Consider the following 21,778-nt stretch of genomic DNA (forward strand, 5'->3'; position numbering starts at 1 on the left):
CGGCTGCATCCCCCCGCTCTTTTTATTGTTTCTTTTCTTCCGACGGCTTTAATTTCTCTCTTCTCTTCTTTTTCCAAACGGCTATGATAAACAAGAAAAGCGGAAACAAAAACTGAAAAGGCAAATGAATATAGAGCGGCACCACATTCAGGCCTTCGTTCAAATGCTCCGAAAAGTTGGTTGCAATCGTAATGGAAAGGACTAAGATGCCAAATCCCATCGGATAAGCCAGTTGAGAAGGGTTCTTTTCCTTAAAAAGCGTGGACGCGCCCACCACCACCGCGTATAAATAAAGGCTGACCTTAAAGAAACCGCCGATAATCAGCGCCAGCATAAAAAAGACATCGAGACGGTCTAAAAATTCTTCAACCTTGATCGTCTGAATTGTGCTTAATAGCGGAAACTGAGATCTCAATGTCAAATCAACATCAAGCACACTGATATTAATGGCCACGGTAAGCGTCACAACCAATCCGCTGATGATCATGGCAAGCATCCCCGTTTTTTTTACACCTTTACGATCACTGAGATAAGGAAAAATCATCACAAATAAAACAACCTCACCGAACGGTACATACATCGTTTGCGTAAAAACAGAGTGAACGATAGGATAAACGCCGTCTGCTAAAACTGGTTTTAAATTTTGCGGTTCTACAGAGCCTGATACAATAAGCAGTACGAGACCGAGCGCACCTAATAAATACATGGCCCCAAAAAGAAGTTCCGCTGACCGGGCCAGCACTTCAATCCCTTTTCTGACTGCATAAATGCTTACAACTATTAATAGCGCATTGACAATAATGAGAGGTGTATCATGATATGCAAACGTCAGCAGCATTTCTCCGAAATCACGCAGCACCCGTGCGGCAATATAGGCAAAGTATAAGATATAGAGAAAGGAAAAAATCCAGCTGAGCGTGGTGCCGAGCATATCATCCATATATTCTTTCGGGGAAAAGTCCGGGTAGCATTGGTATATGCCCTGATACAAATAAAACAGAAACAAACCGGCCGCACAGCCCAAAAGCACTGCTATCCAGGCATCACGGCCCGCAATCGTCCCCGGGGTAATCAATAAGGAGCTGCCCAGCTCAAAAATGATAATCATGACAAACAGCTGCCTTATGCTGATTTGGGCTTTTTCCATCTGTCACTTCCCCTTTCTCCAAGGCCTATTCATGGTCAAGCTGGTGCCTGATCGGATTATTACGCAATCCCGTTCTTCTGATATACGTCTCCGCCTTTACATCGACAGGCAGTTCAGGCAAATACTCTTTGTCCCATGTGCGTTTCATTTTTTCCCACTGCTTCGGATACTTTCTGTAGATCGTCTCTCCAAATCCGATAAAATCTATTTTATTCTTTTTAATGGTTTTAACAGTTCTGCTGATTTCATGTTCCAATTCTTTGTTTAGTGCTTTTTCGATACTTGCCAGCACCTTTGGATCAGACAATTGAAACGGGTATTTGACCGCGTCTATGATGCCTTCGACAGTGACATGAACATGAATTCGCGGGCGGCCGTTGCGCATCTCGGGGCTTAGCTTTGTGATTTGATGCGTGATCTGTAAGCTTACCGCATCTTTTGTCTTGCCCCAATCGGCATTAATATACGTGTGCTGAATTTGATTCTTAAGCCAAACCACACCGGAGCTTACCGTATCATCTTCAATCCAATATTTTAAATGGCCGGTTTTATCGAAGACCGCTAAACCGTTCGCCTGAAGAATCGCTTTCGGATCAGTCGCCTGTGTGTTTTCCAGGCTGATCCCTTTTTCGCTGTCACCGATCATCAAATACCCAGGTATGACCGGCGCTTGTGTCGAAGCAGCAAGAGTTTTTATGACGTCCTGAATATTTGTTTTAATGACCCGCCCATATTGGGCTTGTGTAAAGTCGAGTGTTTTATTGACTTTATTTGACGGAATTTTGTCAATCGGGGTCAGGGTTTTCACAATGTTTTCCGCTTTTGTTTTATGAGCGATGACCACTGTGGCTGTTGTTCTGAATTCTGTGTCGCGGTCAAGATTATCTAACACAAAATCCAACCCTTCCTCTTTCGCCAGCTTTTCACTGATCACGATCAGATTCGTATGAGCAAAGTAAAGCCGCCTTGATACTTTCATGGAGGCTTTTCTCAGCGCTTCCGTCATGTTGTCGCCTTCAATCGAATAAACGGATACAGGCGGCCTGTCTCCCGCGCCGCCTCCCTGAAGCCCGCCGGCTACATTTCCGGGATTGATAATTTGAAAATGCAGTACATAGTTTCCTTCATTTGTTCTATCGATGCCAATTGCCGAAATAATCGCTAGGTCCGTCAGTTCCCGCTTATCCCAGCAGCCGGGCAGCACAATGATGCTTAAAAACATGATAACGGCTAATACACGATTACGTATCATCCTTATCCCCTTCTTCCAGTTCTTTGTTCACCATTCCGCGTGAAGCGTCGGGCAAAGGCCGCTGATGTTTTGACTGGCGCACTTTATCTTTCTTGCTGATTGATTCCGGCCGTTTTTCATCGGCCCACCACGGCACCCTAAACAGCGTGTCCTTTACACCTTGAGAAGAATAAGGAGCAAGCGGCGACATATAAGGAACGCCAAAGGAACGAAGGCTGCATAAATGGACAATCATGATAATAATTCCTAAAATAAGCCCGTAAAATCCCATAACAGCTGATGCAATAATAAAGATGAACCGAATGAGCCGGGCTGAAATCGCCATCGCAAACGCCGGTGTTGCAAAGCTGGCAATAGCCGTGAGGGCAACGATGATGACCATGGCCGGAGAGACGATGCCAGCCTGTACGGCGGCCTGCCCGATAACAAGCGCACCTACGATAGACACCGCCGAGCCGACGACACGCGGAAGCCTGACTCCCGCTTCTCTGAGAATCTCAAACGCAATCTCCATCGTGAGTGCTTCGACAACAGCCGGAAATGGGACAATTTCCCGCTGTGCGGCAATGACAACCAACAGCTGTGTGGGAATCATTTCCTGATGAAACGTCGTGGCCGCCACGTAAACAGCCGGCGCCACAAGTGAAATAAAAAAGACTAAAACCCGCAGAATCCTTATGCTTGTCGCAATGTCAAAGCGCGAATAATAATCTTCAACAGACTGAAAGAATTGAACAAATAAGGCCGGGGCAATCAGAACAAACGGCGTTCCGTCCACAAGGATCGCAAATCTTCCTTCCAGCAGATTTCCCGCTACAACATCAGGGCGTTCTGTATGATACATGGTCGGAAACGTTGTAAATGTTTCATCTTCAATCAGCTGCTCGATATATCCCGACTCTAAAATACTGTCAATATCTATTCTTTTCAGACGTGAGCGAACTTCCTTCAGCACCTTTTCCTCACAAATGCCATGAATGTACATCAGCGCGACATCCGTGTGTGTGACAGATCCGATTTTCATTTTCTCTACCCATACATTCGGATTTTTGATGTATCGTCGGATCATGGAAATATTGGTTTGAAGAGACTCTGTAAACCCTTGGCGCGGGCCGCGAAAGGACACCTGGGTGCTCGGCTCTTGGATGGAGCGCTGTTCTCCGCCCTGTGTGCTGCAGATCAGCGCCTCTTCTGAATCGTCTGCAAAAACCAGCGCATTGCCGAGCATTAATTCAGAAAAAAGCTTGTCCCAATCCTTATCCGCTTTCACCCCGCCCAGCGGAAGCGTTTTTTCTAGAATCTGCTGGATCGCCTGAGAATTTTGAATGGACTGGTCCTCAACCAAAGGCTCAATTAAGGATTCATGAAGCGTGTTATTATCGACCAGACCCGCAATATAAATAACGGCGAGGCGGACACGCTCCTGTTCCCCGATTTTGATCTCGCGAATGATGACATCAGCGCTGCTTCCGACTTCCTTCTTCATTTCCGCTATGTTTTTTTCCAAACTCGGGGAAATGAGAACCGGCCTTTCTTTTTCTTTCTGCTGTTCGTGATTCTTTTCTTCTGTATTCTGCTTGTCTTTTGCATCAGTATTGTTCTTTCGCTTTGAAAATAAAGGCATACACAAATACCTTTCTTTGTCGTTTTCTCATATTCTCCCTTTAGGCGTTAAGATTATGCATGTGTCCGGCGAGCGGTATAACTCTCTGATAAAGATAGAAACTAAAAGGCGGAGGGTGATGAATCATGAAGATATTAGGCGTGACTGCGCTTTTATTGTTTTGTCTGTTAGTTATTTCTGTTTTCATGGACACGCTGCAAGGGTTCAGTTTGACAAAAGCCATATACAACAATATGTCCAGCTTCAAAATGACAACGTTTGCTGAGTGGATCGTGTTTTTATTTTTTATGTTGGAATTGAGCAGAGAAATATTCTTGATGTATAAATCGAAAAAAAAGAACCCCTAGAAGGGGCGGTTTTCAAACGATTATATTGCCGTCTGCTGTATCGCTGCTATGTTTGCTGATGGTTCCTTTGAAGATGCGATTGCCGATGATTTTCGAATTGGTTGAGGTGTTTGTTTGAATGGCTGTCGCCGTGCCTGCGGAGAGGTTATTGATGGTGTTTCCAGAAATGATAGAGCCCGCAGAACCGTTGATATACATGACTATCGGATTTCCGGCTGTTCTGTTGACTGAAATGGTATTATCCAAAATCTCATGCACACCGGCGTTGATATAGATGGTGACCAAAAGCGGAGATCTTTCAAAGTGGTTGCCGATAATTGAGGTTTTCGCACTTGTGGAACAGTAAATCGGGTAATTTTTAAACTCTTTACATGTATTGTTTTTGATGATAGCGCTCGCATTGTTTGTAACAGAAACAGTATATGATTCTGGGGCTGCTTCAAACGCGTCAGGATTCAGTGTATTTCCTTCAATCACCGCGTTTCCTTGAGCGATCCAGATCCCCCGGCTGAATTTTCTCAGCACATTATCTTTAATGATCATCTCGCCCCCGGAAATATTCACGCCGTCAATGACTTGAATGAGGCAGTTATTCAGAAATGCGGTATCATCTGACAGCACTGCGCGAAGGCCGGTACTGCGCCTTGTTTCAGACAGTCCGTTTTGAATCTGGTTGCCGTCTACCTTTACGTCGGATGACTGATAAACCAATATCCCTGTGTTTTCAAAGTTGCTGATTTTGTTGTTCGTGACAAGCACGCTCTTTCCCCTGACATCAATCCCGGTTGAAAACCCGGTAATGAGATTGCCGGCGATCACCGCATCACTGCTCTCTTTTCCTTGTGACACACCGAGTCCCGTAATCCCGACTCTAGGCGCAGCAGCCGCGTCTTTCTCCCGTCTGAGAATATTTCCTTTGATCACAGTCTGCGCTCCATACCCATAGCTGATGGTATTGTCTGAGTGGTTTCCTTCTATTGAAATGCCGTACCCGTTAAAATTGGTCACAGAACTTGAGACATTCCCTATAAAATGGTTATTGCGAATGGATACATTGATCGGTTCTTCATAGTCAACATCGCCTTCGCCATATCCTTCTATGTCAATTCCGAATTTCGGCGCTGTTCCATTCCCCGTTCCGGCGTCTTCAATCACGCATTCCTCCACCGTGACCCTGTCACATCCGGTAATAGAAATGTTATTTCTCCTCGACCGCCGAACCTCACAGCGGCGGATGGTAATATGCTCTGACGTTCGATAATCATTATTTGTCTTTAATCCCCTCGGACTGACAATGATCCCGTCGCCGGTAAAATCAGAAATTTTGACATCATCAATGACGACATTCAAACATCCTTCAATACATATGCCGAAGCCCCATTCATGGGTTGACCTTACCCCCGCGGACGCATACGTATGCTCATCGCGTTCGCCGATAATTTGTCCTCCGGAAATGGTGATATTTTCTTGCTTGCCTACATAAAATGCGGAATAACCCCACGAACTGTTCGGGATGACTTTGATGATACACTCGGGATCCATCACAATCTCAAGGTTGGCGGGAACCTTAATCCCCGCGTTTCGAAACTTCTGATTAGGATCTGCTCCAAGCGTTCCGTCTATTAAATAGGTTCCCTTTGGAAACCAGACCGTATGATACCCTTTCGAAACAGCCGTACTGAGGCACTGATTAATCAGTTCTGTTGAATCCGTTTTACCATCTCCTGAAATACCGAAATCCGCCGCATTTAATATGAATTCAGCCAATTGCGAGCCTCCTTCTCCATGATTACTATCATGATACTCACAAAGGCCCGATCCGCTTGTACATCTCTCTAAAATTTTATTGAAAAAATATAAAGGAATCGTTTTGTAATAAAACCTTACGAAAAAAGATTTAATCATTAGGACAAAATCACTATTTTTATACATTTATAACTTTTCCATTATGGAACTATTTGAAATGCGTATAAATTATATTGACACAAGTATTATATAAGAATATGATTTTTATAATACACTTTTTTAAGAAAGGGTTTGGCTGACATGGCTTCGATTGATAACGAAAGTATCATCAAAAGCGTCCCGCAAAAAGGGTTCTTTGGTCACCCGCGGGGACTATTTACGCTATTTTTCACCGAATTTTGGGAGCGTTTCTCTTACTATGGAATGAGAGCAATCTTACTTTACTATTTGTATACAGAGACGGTAAACGGAGGGCTTGGCTTTGACAAAGGCACAGCGGTTGCCATTATGTCAATTTACGGATCACTCGTATACATGTCCACTATTATCGGCGGATGGCTTGCTGACCGGGTATTCGGAACCGCAAACACCGTGTTTTACGGCGGCATATTCATTATGTTCGGCCACATTGCACTCGCCTATCCGGGCAGCGCGACAGCATTCTATATCAGCATGGGTCTTATCATTATCGGAACAGGCTTATTAAAACCAAACGTTTCAAGTGTGGTTGGAGATCTTTACACGAAAGAAGACCCGCGCCGCGACTCAGGTTTTAGTATTTTCTATATGGGGATTAACCTTGGCGGTTTACTCGCGCCGTTAATTGTCGGAACACTCGGACAGAAGTACAACTATCATCTTGGCTTCGGAGCTGCCGCAGTCGGAATGCTTCTCGGGCTTATCGTATATGCTCTGACAAGAAAGAAAAACCTCGGGCTTGCAGGCTCAAATGTGCCGAATCCGCTGTCTAAAAAATCTGCGATTGGTACTGGAATCGGTGTTATCATTGTGGTGATCGCAGTGATGACCTCTGTACAAACAGGCGTGCTGACGGTCAATGGTTTCATCGACCTTGTCAGTATTCTCGGTATTTTGATTCCTATTGTTTACTTCATCATCATGTTTACAAGCAAAAAAGCGGACAAAACAGAAAAATCTCGTCTTGCCGCTTACATTCCTTTGTTTATCGGTGCTGTCATGTTCTGGGCCATTCAGGAACAGGGAGCGACCATTCTTGCGGTATACGCTGATGAACGCACAAGGCTTTCATTGGGCGGATTAGAACTTCAGTCATCTTGGTTCCAATCATTAAACCCATTGTTTGTCGTCATTTTCGCGCCAATTTTCGCGTGGCTATGGATGAAGCTCGGCAAACGCCAGCCGTCCACACCAGTTAAATTCTCAATCGGAATTATTCTAGCTGGATTGTCATTTATCATTATGGTATTCCCGGCTATGCAAGGAAAAGAAGCACTCGTAAGCCCGCTTTGGCTCGTTCTCAGCTTCCTGCTTGTCGTGCTTGGAGAGCTGTGCCTGTCTCCAGTCGGTTTATCCGTCACAACGAAACTGGCGCCAGCTGCATTCTCTGCACAGACAATGAGTATGTGGTTTCTGACTAACGCAGCAGCCCAAGCGATCAATGCCCAAGTAGCCGGATTATTTGATAAAATTCCTGAAACAACTTACTTCGGCACCATCGGCTTGATTTCTATCGTACTTGGCGGCATTCTTCTGCTGCTTTCGCCGATTATCAAGCGTGCGATGAAAGGGGTCTTATAATAAGAAACAGCCCGCGGATTTTGGCCTGCGGGCTGTTTCTTATTTGTCCATCCTTTTGCTGAAGCTTTGATCTAAGGCTTGCGATTCTTCCAGCATCGGCTGATGGCCGCTACCCTCAAAAATTACCTTCTCCACATGGGAATATAAACCGTCAACAATATCCCACAGCGCAACAGGGGCGACCAGGTATTCATATCTCCCTTATCCGATGGACACCGGCATTTGAACATCTGCTAACCGCTGAATAAGACAAACCCGGCAAATGTATGGCCCCATCATTAATCAATGATCGGCATATTCGTGAAATCACCATCCCATAGAGCAGCATGCGGCCGCTCTTGATAAAAGCTTTTCGCCTCAGCGCTTCGTACACATGTGTACGAAGCGTCTCTCAGGATCTTTTTTGATGTCTTGCTGCAAATTCGCGATGTCTTTTTCAAAGCGTTCCTTTCTCTCAAGACCGGCTGTTTCTAAGAAAAACGATTCACTTTTTCGAGCTGTCTATATTACTGTGTTAATTCCTCAAGCGTCTTTTCCCATCTGTTCAGTACCTCATCAGGGCTGTGAAGCCGGATACGGACACCGGAAGTCAAATCAGCATATTTCGCAACTTCTTCCTTCACCGAAACGACGCGGCAGGCAAAACGTTCTCTGTCATATTCGGCTTCTTGCAAAGGCGGCAAAGGCTCACATTGCAGCTTCACATAATGGGCTGATCCCTTCCACCATGCCGTGAACTGCGCTTTTCCTGTCCGAAGGATGTTGGCGGCAGTCACTGTGTTTCTCCACAGAGCGATTCGGATATCTGTCCGGCTTAGAGCGATAATTTCTCCCACGCTGATCATAGCGGCGTGCGGCCAGCCATCCTCCGATACCGTTTGCAGAACGAAAGCCTCCTGCTGCTTCTCCTTCAGGCGATTCCCGTCAAGCAGCTCAAAGAGACGGTCTGATATACAATTCACGCTGATCAGGCCTTTCGTTCCGGCACAGCCGGAACTTCAATTGCTGTTTCAGTTTCCTTCGGATTAATTTTAAACGCCGGATTGTATTTCGCGGGATTTGTCATGCTTTCCGGCTCACAGGATCTCCATGTAAAAAAGCATGTTTGGCACTGGTAAACTTCCCATGCGCCTTTTACAGGCGATTTGCTCATGACTTCTCCCTTTTTTGAATCGCATCGAGGACATGTATGCATATCGAATCATCCTTTCCTTATTTGTTCATGAAGTCCATTAGTTTTTGTTCCCATTCTTTCGTTGTTAATGGTGAATCAAGCGGCTGTGAATAGTGGCCTCTTGTTTCTGGCGCAGCAGGTGTAGTAGCGTCAAGAATCATTTTGTGAGTGATTCCTGATGGGTTAGATCCCGGGTCAAGCGGCAGGACAGATAAGTCCGGGATGATGACCGCATCGTGTTTCGGATGCATTTTGGTGGAAAGCGCCCACATGACCTGCGGCAGGTTGAATGGATCGACATCCTCGTCAACGACAATGACCATTTTGCAGTAGCCAAGTCCGTGCGGTGTTGTGAGTGCGCGCATACCGACGGCTTTCGCAAATCCGCCATAGCGGGTTTTTGTGGAAACAATCGCGATTAAACCATGTGTGTACATGGCGTTCACAGCCACAATTTCATTCGGATACGCTTCTTTTAACTGCTGATAAAGCGGCACACAAGTGTTAATGCCAATCATGTAATCGCATTCTGTCCAAGGCATGCCTAAGTATAAATGTTCAAAAATCGGATTGTTTCTGTGATATACGCGTTTAATTTTGATAATCGGCATGCTGCGGCCGCCGGAATAATGGCCTGTGAACTCACCGAACGGGCCTTCATATTCACGTTCTCCGGCAATGATTTCACCTTCAAGCACCACTTCGGCGCCCCATGGAACATCTAGATCAGACAGCTTCGATTTCACAATGCGATATGGTTCGCCTTGAATCGCGCCCGCCATTTCGTATTCTGATTGATCATAAAGAAGCGGAGTCGATGCCGCCGTTGTAATGACCGGCTCACAGCCGAGCGCAATGGTGACCGGAAGATTGATGCCGCGTTCTTCAGCTTGGCGCAGATGGACCGCAATATCGTGCTGCGGTACAGGCTGAATGCCAAGGCGGTCTTTTCCTTTAACCTGCATTCTGTAAATGCCGACGTTTTGTTTGCCAAAGTTGTCTGGATCTTCAAGATCGCGGGAAATGACACACGCTTTGTCTAAATAGTAACCGCCGTCCCCTCGGTTAATTCTAAAAAGAGGCAGTATATCGAACAAATTGATATCTTCAGTGATTTCATTTTCATGAAACGGCGCTGTTTCCTCACGTTTGACCGGCATCGGAAACTGGTCATAACGCTTCGCGAATTCAAAAAACTGTTCTTTAACCGGCGTGTCTTTCGGCATGCCGAGCATCATCGCATGGTTCGGCCAGGAACCGATCACATTCATCGCAATTTGGGCGTTGTGATAGCCGTAAATATTGTTAAATAAGAGCGCGGGGCTCTTATCGCCAAGATTGCTGGCTGCACGTGCCGCGGCCCCTAAATCCGGCTCCGGCTTTACCTCTTCACTCACTGTCAGCAGCTGCCCTTCTTTTTCAAGAGCAGCGAGAAATTCTCTGAAATCTTGATAAGCCATGATCAAGCTCCTCCTTTTTGTTTTTCAATCCCATTCCAGCGTTTCGCTTCAGGAAGGCGAATGCCGAATTGGTCCAACGTTCTGAAGATAATATGGTCGACCATTTCCTCTAGACTGCCCGGCTGATTATAAAATGCCGGCATCGGCGGAAGAATGATCGTGCCCATCTTCGTAAGCGCTAGCATATTTTCGAGATGAATCTGGTTCAAAGGCGTCTCTCTCGTTAAGAGGACGAGTTTTTTTCTCTCCTTGAGCATGACATCCGCCGCACGAGTCAGCAGATTATCCGCCATCCCGGTGCGAATGCTTGCAAGAGATTTCATGCTGCAAGGCGCAACAATCATTCCATCGGTATCAAACGATCCGCTTGAAATGGCTGCCGCCTGATCCTTCTGCGAATAAGTGTATGTAGCCAGTTGTTCTACTTCTTTTAAGGTATAGCCTGTTTCGTGTTTGATCGTGACGTTAGCCCAAGGAGACACAACGAGATGGGTTTCCACTTCCGCAGCCTTCAGCCACTCCAGCAGCCTGACTCCAAAAATGGCACCTGTTGCCCCTGTCATTCCGACAACGAGTTTCACTTTGCCCCCTCCTTTACGCTTGAATTCTGCTTTCATTTCCATCATACTCCTGATATATCCATATGAAAAATATCTGTTAAATCTATATTTAATACCCAAAAGGTATAAACGAGGAGGCGCTATTTTTTTGGACATTCGACAGCTTCGATATTTCATTACCATCGCCCAAGAAAAGAAAATCACATCCGCCGCCAAAAAGCTTCACATGGCGCAACCGCCTTTAAGCAGACAGCTGAAACAGCTGGAGGATGAGCTTGGTGTCATTCTCTTTGACCGAAATAAGAAAAAACAAATGTCGCTAACATATGAAGGAACTGTTTTCCTGAAAAGAGCCAAGGAGATTCTGCACAGGTTTGAAGATGCAGTCATTGAGGTACAAGAGCTGAAGGAGGAGGTAGCCGGCACGCTAGCCGTCGGTTCAACCATCTATTGCGCCGCTCTGATGCTTGAAAAAGTGACACAGATCAAAGAGAGATACCCGCACCTTACCTTTAATATTTGGGAGAATGAGCCTGCGACGCTGTTAGAATTACTGGAAAGCCGTCAAATCGATGCGGCTGTCACGACGACAATGATCAAAAGCGACACGATTCAATTCAAACAGCTTGATGACATTCCATGTGTGCTCGTGCTTTCCGATGAAGCCGGATATACGTGCGGAGACACCATTAAAATGGAAGACATCCCTTCCTTTCCGCTGATTCTGCTGCGGCCTGTCAACGGAAAAGGCGTCTATAATCAGGTCATGAATGAATTTCATCGTTTGAATCTGGAGCCGCGCATTGTTTGCGAATGCCACGATTCCGCCACTTTGCTCAGTCTCGTCTCATCCGGATTCGGCGCTTCCATTCTGCCCGTCACGATGATTCCCGTTCATATGAGGAATCACGTTCATACCGTTCATATCGAAAACAATCCCTTTATTATGACACCGGCTGTCATGTGGAGAACAGACAGTTATTTACCAAAACCGATACAGCAATTTTTGGATTTATTTTAAAAGAAATGGCCTTATGAAAACCAATTACTTGACTCATACTAAAAAAAAGTTATCCTTTAGATTTGTAAGCTAATTTTTTATTTCAATAAAATCAACCAGAAAAGTGGGGAATAAGATGAAAAAAGCATTTTTGGCTTTATTCATGGTCGTAAGCATTGCAGTGCTCGCAGCTTGCGGAGCAGGAAATGACAATCAGTCAAAAGACAACGCCAAAGACGGCGACCTTTGGGCTTCAATTAAGAAAAAAGGTGTGCTGACAGTCGGTACGGAAGGAACATATGAACCGTTCACTTTCCACGACAAAGACACGGACAAGCTGACTGGCTATGATGTGGAAGTCATCACAGAAGTCGCAAAGCGCCTAGGGCTGAAAGTCGATTTTAAAGAAACACAATGGGACAGTATGTTTGCCGGCCTGAATTCCAAACGGTTTGACGTCATTGCCAACCAAGTCGGAAAAACAGACCGTGAAGACAAATACGATTTCTCAGATAAATACACAACATCAAGAGCCGTTGTCGTTACAAAAAAAGACAACAACGACATTAAGTCTGAAGCAGATGTAAAAGGAAAAACATCAGCTCAATCACTGACAAGCAACTACAACAAATTAGCTACAGATGCCGGCGCGAAAGTTGAAGGCGTTGAAGGCCTGGCACAATCCCTTCAGCTCATCCAGCAAGGCCGCGTCGATATGACATACAACGACAAACTTGCTGTATTGAACTACTTAAAAACATCAAACAACAAAAACGTGAAAATCGCGTTTGAAACAGGTGATCCGCAGTCAACCTATTTCGCGTTCCGCAAAGGAAGCGGCGAGGTTGTGGATCAAGTCAACAAAGCATTAAAAGAAATGAAAGAGGACGGGACTCTTTCTAACATTTCCAAAAAGTGGTTCGGCGAAGATGTTTCTAAATAATCTGCCGGCATTGACGCTTGGCACGGCGATCCCGTGGGATCTGGTGCAGCAGTCATTCTGGCCGATACTTTCAGGGGGAATCTACTATACGATTCCCCTTACCATTCTTTCCTTTATATTTGGAATGATCATCGCGCTGATTACAGCGCTTGCCAGAATGTCGAAAGTGAGACCTTTGAGATGGGTGTTCAGCGTATACGTATCCGCGATACGCGGCACTCCTCTTCTCGTTCAATTGTTCATCATTTTCTATCTGTTCCCGGCTTTTAACATCACATTAGATCCATTTCCAAGCGCAGTGATCGCCTTTTCACTAAACGTCGGCGCCTATGCATCTGAAATTATCCGGGCATCTATTTTATCCGTGCCGAAAGGGCAGTGGGAAGCCGGCTATACGATTGGCATGACCCATCAGAAAACGCTGTTCCGCGTTATTTTGCCGCAGGCGTTTCGGGTATCGATCCCGCCATTATCCAATACCTTTATCAGCCTGATCAAAGATACATCCCTCGCCTCTCAGATTCTGGTCGCTGAGCTGTTCAGAAAAGCTCAGGAAATCGGCGCGCGGAATCTTGATCAAATTTTAGTGATCTATATTGAAGCAGCCTTTATTTATTGGATGATCTGCTTCCTGCTTTCACTCGTCCAGCATGTCATCGAACGGCGTCTTGACCGCTACGTGGCCAAATAAGGAGGTTCCGAGTATGCTTACCGTTACAGGATTAAACAAATCATTCGGTGAAAATGAAATTTTAAAAAAGATAGATATGAAGATTGAAAAAGGGAAAGTCATCGCTATACTTGGGCCTTCAGGTTCTGGGAAAACGACGCTGCTCCGCTGCCTGAACGCGCTGGAGATCCCCAATCGCGGGGAACTTGCATTTGACGATTTCTCTATCGATTTCTCCAAAAAGGTGAAACAGGCGGATATCCTTCGGCTTCGCCGGAAATCCGGAATGGTGTTTCAGGCGTATCACCTGTTCCCGCACCGCACAGCTCTTGAGAACGTGATGGAGGGCCCTGTTCAGGTGCAAAAACGGAACAAAGAGGAAGTCAGAAAAGAAGCGATTCAGCTACTTGATAAAGTCGGATTGAAGGACAAAATGGATTTATATCCGTTCCAGCTTTCCGGAGGACAGCAGCAACGCGTCGGCATCGCCCGCGCACTAGCGATTCAGCCTGAACTCATGCTGTTTGACGAACCGACCTCAGCGCTTGACCCCGAACTTGTCGGAGAGGTGCTGAAGGTGATCAAGGATTTGGCCAATGAGGGGTGGACCATGGCTGTCGTGACCCACGAAATCAAATTCGCCCAGGATGTGGCCGACGAAGTCGTCTTCATCGACGGCGGCGTAATCGTGGAACAGGGACCGCCGGAGCAAATCTTCTCCGCACCAAAAGAAGAACGGACGCAGCGGTTCTTGAACCGGATTTTGAACCCGTTGTAAAATTCTCAAAAAAACCAAAACGAAAGCTGTTTTGGTTTTTTTCTTTTTATAGATTGAATAATGCCTCCTTGAAGTTTGCGGTTTTTTTGCGGACAAGCATCATATGGAAAATGATAGAATATTACATAAAAAGGATGAACAGGGAGGATGAACCATAGGTTCGGCAGTACCATCTTCACACGTAGGCGTTAAGATTAACGATTGGTATAAAATGATTCGTCAATTTAGTGTTCCTGATGCTGAAGTTTTAAAGTCAGAGGTTGAGCAGGAAATAAAGGCAATGGAACAGGACCAAGATTTACTTCTCTATTATTCTCTTATGTGTTTCCGTCACCAATTGATGTTAGATTCCTTAGAACCGCCAGAAAAGAAATATGAGCGACCAAGCATCTCAGAACTGCTTGAGAAAATTGAAAATCAACAAAAAAGGCTTACTGGCCTTCTTAAATATTATTCATTATTTTTTCGTGGAATGTATGAATTTGATCAAAAAGAATATGTCCAGGCAATCCATTATTATCGAGATGCCGAACAAGAGTTAAACGAAGTTACAGATGAAATCGAAAAAGCAGAATTTCATTACAAACTAGCTGATGCATATTATCAAATCGACCAACATTATGTTTCATTGAATCATCTAACAATTGCCAAAAGTTTATTTGAAGGCAATTGTTTTTACAAAGTTAAAGTTATCGGATGCAATATGATGTTTGCAGCAAATATGTATGATATGCACCGTCTCTCTGAAGCTGAAACATATTATCAAAAGCTTTACACATGGCTGAACATTTGACAGGGAAACAAGCAAATAGGATTATCGGAGTAATCCACCACAACTTAGGACTTGTATCAGCAAGAGGTAGAAATCTAACAGGTGCTGAGTATTTTTTCAGAAAAGCATTAGAAATGAAAGATCACGTGAACACAGCTAATGGCATTAGGACATTATATATGATGGCAAATGTGCTTTATCAATCTTCTAAACCGGAAGAAGCGCGTTTATTTTATCAAAAAGCATTAAAACTAGCTTTGCATTGTAATGAAGAAGAATATAAAGCAAAATTAACAATCATTTATTCAATTTATGAAGATTATAATGAGAAAGAAGTGGAGCAGAGCCTTAACTATTTGGAAACGAAACGTTTATGGTCTGAATACGCCGAATTAACCGAAAAAATAGGTGATTTTCATTTTGAGACAGGAAATTTTACCGAAGGGAGGAATTTCTTAAAGAGGACTATTAATGCCCAAACTCAAATACTAAAAGTTACGGAGGCGCTATAATGAAAAAACTTATTATCAGCACCGCTTTGCTTGGTTTCCTTTTTGCTGGTTTATTAAATGCAGGTACATACGCTAACGAGCCAGATTCATTTCAAATAGCAGAAAAGGCAATAAATATTTAAACTTAAACAGGGCGCCTGCGACGGCCCTGTTTTTTTGTTGAGCTCCATTCGCCTATTCCGCCCTTCTGTCAGATGTGCTACAATGACACTCGACTGATTTTTACGAAAGAAGGGACCTCACGTGAAGCGAGAACTTGTGCTGCGCTGGACATTTTATTTTGCCGGTTTGATCATTTTGGCTTTTGGTGTATCCTTGACGATAAAAGGAAAAGCACTCGGCATAAGTCCGTGGGATGCATTTCATTACGGCCTGTTTCAGCACTTCGGGCTTACCGTCGGCCAGTGGTCCATCATAATTGGAGCGCTCATCGTCGGATTAACGTCATTGTTTACGAGGGTTTGGCCAAAAATTGGCGCAATCCTGAACATGGTGCTCATTGGTGTTTTTATAGATTTTTTCAATTTTCTCCTGCCTGCCCCCTCCACTTATACGGGCTCCGTCATTGTCTTCTCTCTCGGCGTTTTGCTGATCGGCTACGGCGTCGGTGTTTATGTATCAGCAGGCCTTGGCGCGGGGCCGCGTGATTCACTGATGATGCTGATTACAGAAAAAACCGGCTGGAATGTGCAATGGGTGCGGAACGGCATGGAAATAACAATTTTGTTTGCGGCTTGGGGCATGGGCGGCCCGATCGGGGTAGGTACTATTTTGACCGCCATCCTCACCGGTATCATTTTGCGTTTTTCATTGCCGCAGTCAATTCAGCTGCTGAATTATGCTGTGGCAAGGCGGACAGCCGCTGTTAAAGCATCTCCGCCTCTGCATTAATCTTTAAACGGACCAGTTCAATGGCCCGTTTTTTTGTTTTCACTCATGTTTTGAAGGCTTGTCTCATAGATTGGTACTATCTCTGATGAAAGAGAAATACTAGAGACGGAAGGTATCATGATGGAAGCTCTCCAACACTTTGCAAGACGCTCCTTCAGCATATTGCTCTTTTTCTTTTTACTGTACTGTTTTATTTTGCTTGAACCTAATAAGCTGTCTTTTTCTATTCCGGTTTCACTGCTGAATGTGAATACCATTTTCCTGAGTATTTTGCTAGAATCCATTCCATTTATCATGCTCGGCATCTTTTTTTCTTCTTGCATTGAATTCTTTGTCTCAGATGAATGGATGACCAAATGGATCGTCAAAAACCCGTATGGCGCGATAGGGTCCGCTGTCGTCATCAGTATTCTTTCCCCTGTATGTGAGTGTGCTGTTATTCCGGTGGTGCGCCGGCTCATTCAAAAAGGGCTTCCGCTTCACGTCGGCGCTGTTATCTTAGTTGGAGCCCCTATATTAAATCCGATTGTCATCCTCTCCACCTACTATGCCTTCAGCAAGCATTTGGAACTTGTGTACGCGAGGATTGGGCTCGCCTTCGTCATTTGTATCATAATCGGGCTCATGATGTATTGGATATTCGGAAACAAGAACATGCTGAAACCACATAAAACAGCTGCCTTGCCGGAACACAGCCAGCAGCAAGGAAAACGCTTGAAACCTATCGTCACCCATGCTGTTGAAGAGTTTTTCGATATGGGCCGCTATTTGATCATGGGCGCATTTATCGCCAGTCTGTTTCAAACGTTTTTAAACCGCGGGGCTCTCGCTGAGCTGGGGACAAGCGACCTGTCTGGTTCCGCTGTCATGATGGGACTGGCATTTGTCCTGTCACTTTGCTCACATGCGGATGCGTTTGTCGCATCTACTTTTTCAGGCACCTATTCTCACGCTTCCCTTCTCTCCTTCATGCTGTACGGCCCGATGTTAGATTTAAAAAATACGTTTGTGTATGCTTCATTTTTCAAAAAACGCTTTGTGTTTGTATTTTTTGTTGTCATTTCAGCTTCAGTTCTTGCAATAGCTTGGCTTTATGGTTTGATTACCTCATAAAGGATGAGTATGATGAAACAAAATAAACCGTATTCTTTTGATGCCGTTGTGCGGGGGCTTCTATTAATCGGCTTTGCTTTAATGGCATTTAAACTTTATCTGACAGGACATATTTTGCATTTCATTTCTCCGCGTATGCTTTGGTTTACGAAGTTCTTTATTGTAGCTGCTTTTGCGCTTGGCATACTGTCATTGATCTGGAGAAAACAAGATAGTCCGCACGTGTGCTGCGCATGTGCAAGCAGTCAAACACATTCTCCGTCTCACCCATGGCTGTACAGCTTTTTTCTGATCCCTATCATGTCTGGTTTCCTTTTTCCTAACCATGTGCTGACAAAGGAAGTCGCACAGAACAGAATCTTCTCAGCAAACAGTGCCAAGAGCCCGGAAGAGATGAAATCTGATGCTCAAACGCAATCCTCTGATGAAGCAGGGACGGCTGCGGTACTGCCAAGCGGGTATGAAAAAGAACTGGCGCGGGAGCTGGAGGGTAAGGATGTCATTCCGATTTCAGATAAGTATTATGTTCCAATCGTCAATCTATTGCTGGAGAATGCGGAAGCGTATGCAGGAAAAGAGATCGGCATGAAAGGATTTGTCTATTTTGATGAACAGCTAAATCACTATATCGTTGGACGTTACGGTATATCCTGCTGCATTGCGGATGCCGCGGTTTACGGACTGCCGGCTTCTTTCTCAGAAAATAATAAGATAAAGGAAGGCGACTGGGTCCAGATCACTGGAGGCTTGCTCTATTCCATAAAAACGGCGAACAGCTTCCAATCGTTTCTGTAACACATGCGGAAACGATCAATACGCCCAAAAACCCCTATGTATATGAGATCATCGAGGATCTTACTCCGAAGTAAAACAAAATATGATAGGATAGTTTTGACAATCTTTTGCAGACGGAGGATCTAGAATGAAGATTTACGGAATTTATATGGACCGCCCGCTTTCACAGGAAGAGACTGAACGGTTCATGTCATTCGTATCACCTGAAAAACGGGAGAAATGCCGGAGATTTTATCATAAAGAAGATGCTCACCGCACCCTGCTGGGAGATGTGCTCGTTCGCTCAGTCATCAGCGGACAGTATCAGCTGGACAAAGCCGAGATTCGCTTCAGCGCGCAGGAATACGGGAAGCCTTGCATCCCTGATCTTCCTGACGCCCATTTCAATATTTCTCACTCCGGCCGCTGGGTCATATGCGCGTTTGATTCACAGCCGATCGGCGTCGATATTGAAAAAATGAAACCGATCAGCCTCGACATCGCCAAACGTTTCTTTTCAAAAACGGAGTACAGCGATCTTTCAGCCAAAAATAAAGACGAGCAGACAAACTATTTTTATCATCTATGGTCAATGAAAGAAAGCTTTATTAAACAGGAAGGCAAAGGCTTATCACTTCCTCTTGATTCCTTTTCGGTGCGCCTGCATCAGGATGGACGGGTATCCATTGAGCTTCCGGACAGCCATTCACCATGCTATATCAAAACCTATGAGGTGGATCCCGGCTACAAAATGGCCGTATGCGCTGCGCACTCTGATTTCCCTGAGGATATCACAATGGTTTCGTACGAAGCGCTTTTATAGATGGCTCATCAGCAGCTTGACGCCGCGTTCAATTTCTTCCGTTTTCACATTGGAAATATTGATTTTTAATAGATTTTCTTTCGGATAATCTGATAAATAATGACGATCTATCGCCTCAAGGAGAACCCCTTGTTGTTTCAGCCTTTGCATCACCCTTGAGGCCGGCAGATCGGGAGGAAGCACCAGATGGGTATGCATGCAGGGCGCCTGCCCGCTGGAAAACGCAAAGCGTCCGCTTCCCAGCTGTCTGTGCGTTTGAATGGCTTGATGAAGCCTCATTGATCGTTCTTTATAGGATTCTCGGATTTTGTCTTTATGCCGGCTGAACATTCCGCTTTTGATATAAATTTCTAACGCTGCTTGAGAAATCACAGAGCTGTCGATGTCGTTCAGCTTTTTATACGTGTGAAACGTGTCAGTCAGCGCATCCGGCAAAACAGCGGCCCCTACGCGAAGGCCTGGAAACATCATTTTTGAGAAACTTTTTAGATAGATGACATGCGAGGACAGATCATATGCGTACAGCGGATCTGCCTTTTTGTTTTCCTCCAGATCACCGAGATAATCATCCTCAACGAGATAGACATCATGCGTTTCCGCCAGTCTCACAAGCTCTTGTTTATCACGCTCTGACAAAGAGCAGCCAAGCGGGTTATGGAAGCGCGGCATCGTATAAAACAATTTGATCGATTCTGTCTGAAACAGCCGCTCAATCTCGGTGATATCAAGCCCCTCTTCCGTTCTTTTCACTCCGATGGCGGGTATCCCAAGCACCTCAAGCTGTTCAACCATCAAATGATAGCCAGGCTGTTCAATGGCAATCTTCTCTTTCCCATTTGGAAATGGCATGGCGCAGAGCAGGGATAATGCCTGCTGGACACCTGATGTAATGAAAATGTGCCGTTCGTCCGCAAATACCTGCTGATTGGCCAACAGTTTTTGGAGTACACGAATAAGCGACGGAAGCCCCTTTGGCGTCCCATAAATAAACAAATCGTTTTTGTATGTATCAATCGCTTTGTTGATACAGTGTTGAAAATCAAGATACGGAAACACATCGGGGTCCGGCGCCGATGTCACAAAGTCGATGGGGCCCGGCTGCCCGCTTTTTAAATTTCCCATCTTTTTCACAATGTAATAGCCGCTTTTTGGAACGGAATAGATGAGGTGGCGCTTTTCGAGCTCCTGCAGCGCGCGGATCACTGTGCTGTTGCTGACTTGATAGCGGGCTGACAGCTGTCGGATGGACGGAAGCCTGTCTCCTTCTTGATATGCGCTGCTTTGCATCATCTCCTCTATCCTCGTCAATAGAGTCATATATTTCTCCATGCGTTCTCCCCCTGTTTTTGTACCGGTACAGTTCATTGTTTTTCTCATTGTACCCTTCTGCTCACAGCCATACAATAAAAGGAGCGACCGGCGCTGCAAATCAGGTAAAGGAGCACCTTCCATTATGTTTAAAAATCAGCAAACCTCCGCTTATATGGCTGCTATCTTATATTCGTTCATTATCGGTTTATCCTTTTTATTCGTAAAAATCGCACTGCAAACAGCCGAACCGTTTGATATTCTCGCGCACCGGTTCACCATTGCGTTTGCCGCGGCCACTGTACCCGTCTTATTCGGCTGGGTAAAGCTATCAATCCGTGTAAAAGACGTCATTGCCATTTTGCCGCTCGCCCTGCTGTACCCGGCGTTGTTTTTCAGCTTTCAGGCATTCGGCCTTGTGTACTCGTCCTCCTCTGAAGCGGGAATTATTCAAGCAGCCATTCCGATTTTCACAATGGTCTTAGCCAGTTATATATTAAAGGAACGCTCCACGTGGACGCAGAAGGGTTTCACGGTTTTATCAGTGGCCGGCGTTATGTTTATTTTTGTGATGAAAGGCGTTGACGTGGAATCAGCGAGCTTAACAGGATCTTTGCTGATCCTTTTGTCAGCTTTGTCCTCCGCGATGTATAATACCGCCGCCAGAAAAATGACGCAGCGGTTCAAGCTGACCGAGCTCACCTACATCATGTCAGCGATCGGCTTTGTCGTCTTCAACGCCATCGCCCTTGTTCGCCACAGCGCGGCGGGAACTGTCGGCACTTATTTCCAGCCATTCCGGGAACCCGGCTTTGTTCTCGCCATTGTGTATCTGGGCGTGCTGTCTTCACTCGTCACTTCGTTTCTGTCCAACTATACACTTTCGAGGATTGAGGCGTTTAAAATGAGCGCTTTTAGTCATGTGTCCACCATCGTGACGATGATTGCGGGCGTGGTGATTCTAAACGAAACTCTTGCCTGGTATCATCTTGCTGGAGCCGTTTGTATTATGATCGGCGTGGTGGGGAGCAATACGAATCTGCAGAAAAAGACAAATCGCCATAGGGCTCCTGCAAAAAAATGAGAAATTATGCTAGACTGGTAG

The 21,778-nt window shown here is 45.2% G+C and carries 21 protein-coding genes and 2 pseudogenes; 13 read left to right on the plus strand and 10 right to left on the minus strand.

Annotated features, from left to right (window positions below):
- Window positions 1-22 precede the first annotated feature (22 nt).
- From ACY3LV_RS03675 to gerKA, 3 genes are read right to left on the minus strand one after another with little or no spacing between them, the layout of a single operon-like run.
- The gene (locus tag ACY3LV_RS03675; RefSeq protein ID WP_333561219.1) at window positions 23-1,147 is read right to left on the minus strand and encodes a spore germination protein; all 1,125 of its coding nucleotides are present in this window, start codon (window positions 1,145-1,147) and stop codon (window positions 23-25) included.
- Window positions 1,148-1,172: 25 nt separating this feature from the next.
- Window positions 1,173-2,399, minus strand: coding sequence for a Ger(x)C family spore germination protein (locus tag ACY3LV_RS03680; protein ID WP_464863399.1), 1,227 nt, complete (start codon window positions 2,397-2,399; stop codon window positions 1,173-1,175).
- Complete coding sequence (gene gerKA, locus ACY3LV_RS03685) at window positions 2,389-4,023, minus strand: spore germination protein GerKA (protein ID WP_148962982.1); 1,635 nt, start codon at window positions 4,021-4,023, stop codon at window positions 2,389-2,391. Before gerKA ends, ACY3LV_RS03680 begins: the two co-directional genes overlap by 11 nt.
- A 125-nt stretch (window positions 4,024-4,148) precedes the next feature.
- Between gerKA and ACY3LV_RS03690 the strand changes: the two genes are divergently transcribed.
- Window positions 4,149-4,370 carry a YczF family membrane protein gene (locus tag ACY3LV_RS03690; protein WP_148962981.1) on the plus strand — a complete coding sequence of 74 codons (222 nt, stop codon included), beginning with the start codon at window positions 4,149-4,151 and terminating at the stop codon, window positions 4,368-4,370.
- 12 nt (window positions 4,371-4,382) lie between these two features.
- Here ACY3LV_RS03690 and ACY3LV_RS03695 read toward each other — a convergent pair whose 3' ends face one another.
- Entirely contained in the window at window positions 4,383-6,137 is a 1,755-nt protein-coding gene (locus ACY3LV_RS03695) for a right-handed parallel beta-helix repeat-containing protein (protein ID WP_464863400.1), read from the minus strand.
- A gap of 279 nt (window positions 6,138-6,416) precedes the next feature.
- Here ACY3LV_RS03695 and ACY3LV_RS03700 point away from each other — a divergent pair, with 279 nt between their 5' ends.
- Window positions 6,417-7,895, plus strand: a complete 1,479-nt coding sequence (locus ACY3LV_RS03700; RefSeq protein ID WP_464863401.1) for a peptide MFS transporter — start codon at window positions 6,417-6,419, stop codon at window positions 7,893-7,895.
- Window positions 7,896-7,934: 39 nt separating this feature from the next.
- On the opposite strand, the pseudogene ACY3LV_RS03705 reads toward ACY3LV_RS03700, so the two are convergent.
- The 5 genes and pseudogenes from ACY3LV_RS03705 to ACY3LV_RS03725 all read right to left on the minus strand — a co-directional run.
- Window positions 7,935-8,390: pseudogene (locus ACY3LV_RS03705) on the minus strand (alpha/beta fold hydrolase); the annotation flags it as partial.
- An 11-nt stretch (window positions 8,391-8,401) separates the two neighbouring features.
- Window positions 8,402-8,866: a pyridoxamine 5'-phosphate oxidase family protein gene (locus tag ACY3LV_RS03710; RefSeq protein WP_464863466.1), complete on the minus strand. Its 465-nt coding sequence runs from the start codon at window positions 8,864-8,866 to the stop codon at window positions 8,402-8,404.
- Entirely contained in the window at window positions 8,863-9,090 is a 228-nt protein-coding gene (gene bsdD / locus ACY3LV_RS03715) for a phenolic acid decarboxylase subunit BsdD (protein ID WP_148962977.1), read from the minus strand. Before bsdD ends, ACY3LV_RS03710 begins: the two co-directional genes overlap by 4 nt.
- Window positions 9,091-9,107: 17 nt before the next feature.
- Complete coding sequence (gene bsdC, locus ACY3LV_RS03720) at window positions 9,108-10,529, minus strand: phenolic acid decarboxylase BsdC (RefSeq protein WP_333561224.1); 1,422 nt, start codon at window positions 10,527-10,529, stop codon at window positions 9,108-9,110.
- Window positions 10,530-10,531: 2 nt separating this feature from the next.
- Window positions 10,532-11,146, minus strand: a complete 615-nt coding sequence (locus ACY3LV_RS03725) for a non-oxidative hydroxyarylic acid decarboxylases subunit B (protein ID WP_333561225.1) — start codon at window positions 11,144-11,146, stop codon at window positions 10,532-10,534.
- A gap of 91 nt (window positions 11,147-11,237) precedes the next feature.
- Here ACY3LV_RS03725 and bsdA point away from each other — a divergent pair, with 91 nt between their 5' ends.
- From bsdA to ACY3LV_RS03775, 10 genes and pseudogenes are all read left to right on the plus strand, one after another.
- On the plus strand, window positions 11,238-12,110 hold the full coding sequence (gene bsdA, locus ACY3LV_RS03730) for a transcriptional regulator BsdA (RefSeq protein WP_333561226.1): 873 nt from the start codon (window positions 11,238-11,240) through the stop codon (window positions 12,108-12,110).
- Between the two features lie 115 nt (window positions 12,111-12,225).
- On the plus strand, window positions 12,226-13,032 hold the full coding sequence (gene tcyA / locus ACY3LV_RS03735) for a cystine ABC transporter substrate-binding lipoprotein TcyA (protein ID WP_333561227.1): 807 nt from the start codon (window positions 12,226-12,228) through the stop codon (window positions 13,030-13,032).
- Window positions 13,019-13,723, plus strand: coding sequence for a cystine ABC transporter permease TcyB (gene tcyB / locus ACY3LV_RS03740; RefSeq protein ID WP_148962972.1), 705 nt, complete (start codon window positions 13,019-13,021; stop codon window positions 13,721-13,723). Before tcyA ends, tcyB begins: the two co-directional genes overlap by 14 nt.
- Window positions 13,724-13,736: 13 nt before the next feature.
- A complete protein-coding gene (gene tcyC, locus ACY3LV_RS03745) occupies window positions 13,737-14,480 on the plus strand; it encodes a cystine ABC transporter ATP-binding protein TcyC (RefSeq protein ID WP_148962971.1) in 744 nt (247 codons plus the stop codon).
- 154 nt (window positions 14,481-14,634) lie between these two features.
- Window positions 14,635-15,764, plus strand: a pseudogene (locus ACY3LV_RS03750) (response regulator aspartate phosphatase).
- Window positions 15,764-15,886 carry a hypothetical protein gene (locus ACY3LV_RS03755; RefSeq protein ID WP_464863402.1) on the plus strand — a complete coding sequence of 41 codons (123 nt, stop codon included), beginning with the start codon at window positions 15,764-15,766 and terminating at the stop codon, window positions 15,884-15,886. Before ACY3LV_RS03750 ends, ACY3LV_RS03755 begins: the two are co-directional and overlap by 1 nt.
- A gap of 121 nt (window positions 15,887-16,007) precedes the next feature.
- The gene (locus ACY3LV_RS03760) at window positions 16,008-16,655 is read left to right on the plus strand and encodes a YitT family protein (RefSeq protein ID WP_333561229.1); all 648 of its coding nucleotides are present in this window, start codon (window positions 16,008-16,010) and stop codon (window positions 16,653-16,655) included.
- Between the two features lie 120 nt (window positions 16,656-16,775).
- A complete protein-coding gene (locus ACY3LV_RS03765; RefSeq protein WP_464863467.1) occupies window positions 16,776-17,768 on the plus strand; it encodes a permease in 993 nt (330 codons plus the stop codon).
- Window positions 17,769-17,780: 12 nt separating this feature from the next.
- A complete protein-coding gene (locus ACY3LV_RS03770; protein ID WP_464863403.1) occupies window positions 17,781-18,563 on the plus strand; it encodes a TIGR03943 family putative permease subunit in 783 nt (260 codons plus the stop codon).
- Window positions 18,564-18,690: 127 nt separating this feature from the next.
- Window positions 18,691-19,365 carry a 4'-phosphopantetheinyl transferase superfamily protein gene (locus ACY3LV_RS03775; protein ID WP_333561232.1) on the plus strand — a complete coding sequence of 225 codons (675 nt, stop codon included), beginning with the start codon at window positions 18,691-18,693 and terminating at the stop codon, window positions 19,363-19,365.
- Here the strand turns inward: ACY3LV_RS03775 and ACY3LV_RS03780 are convergent.
- Window positions 19,360-20,694: an aminotransferase-like domain-containing protein gene (locus ACY3LV_RS03780; protein WP_464863404.1), complete on the minus strand. Its 1,335-nt coding sequence runs from the start codon at window positions 20,692-20,694 to the stop codon at window positions 19,360-19,362. The genes ACY3LV_RS03775 and ACY3LV_RS03780 overlap by 6 nt on opposite strands.
- A 124-nt stretch (window positions 20,695-20,818) precedes the next feature.
- Between ACY3LV_RS03780 and ACY3LV_RS03785 the strand changes: the two genes are divergently transcribed.
- A complete protein-coding gene (locus ACY3LV_RS03785) occupies window positions 20,819-21,757 on the plus strand; it encodes a DMT family transporter (RefSeq protein ID WP_464863405.1) in 939 nt (312 codons plus the stop codon).
- The last annotated feature ends 21 nt before the right edge of the window (window positions 21,758-21,778 follow it).

Source organism: Bacillus sp. 11C, from assembly GCF_055486375.1.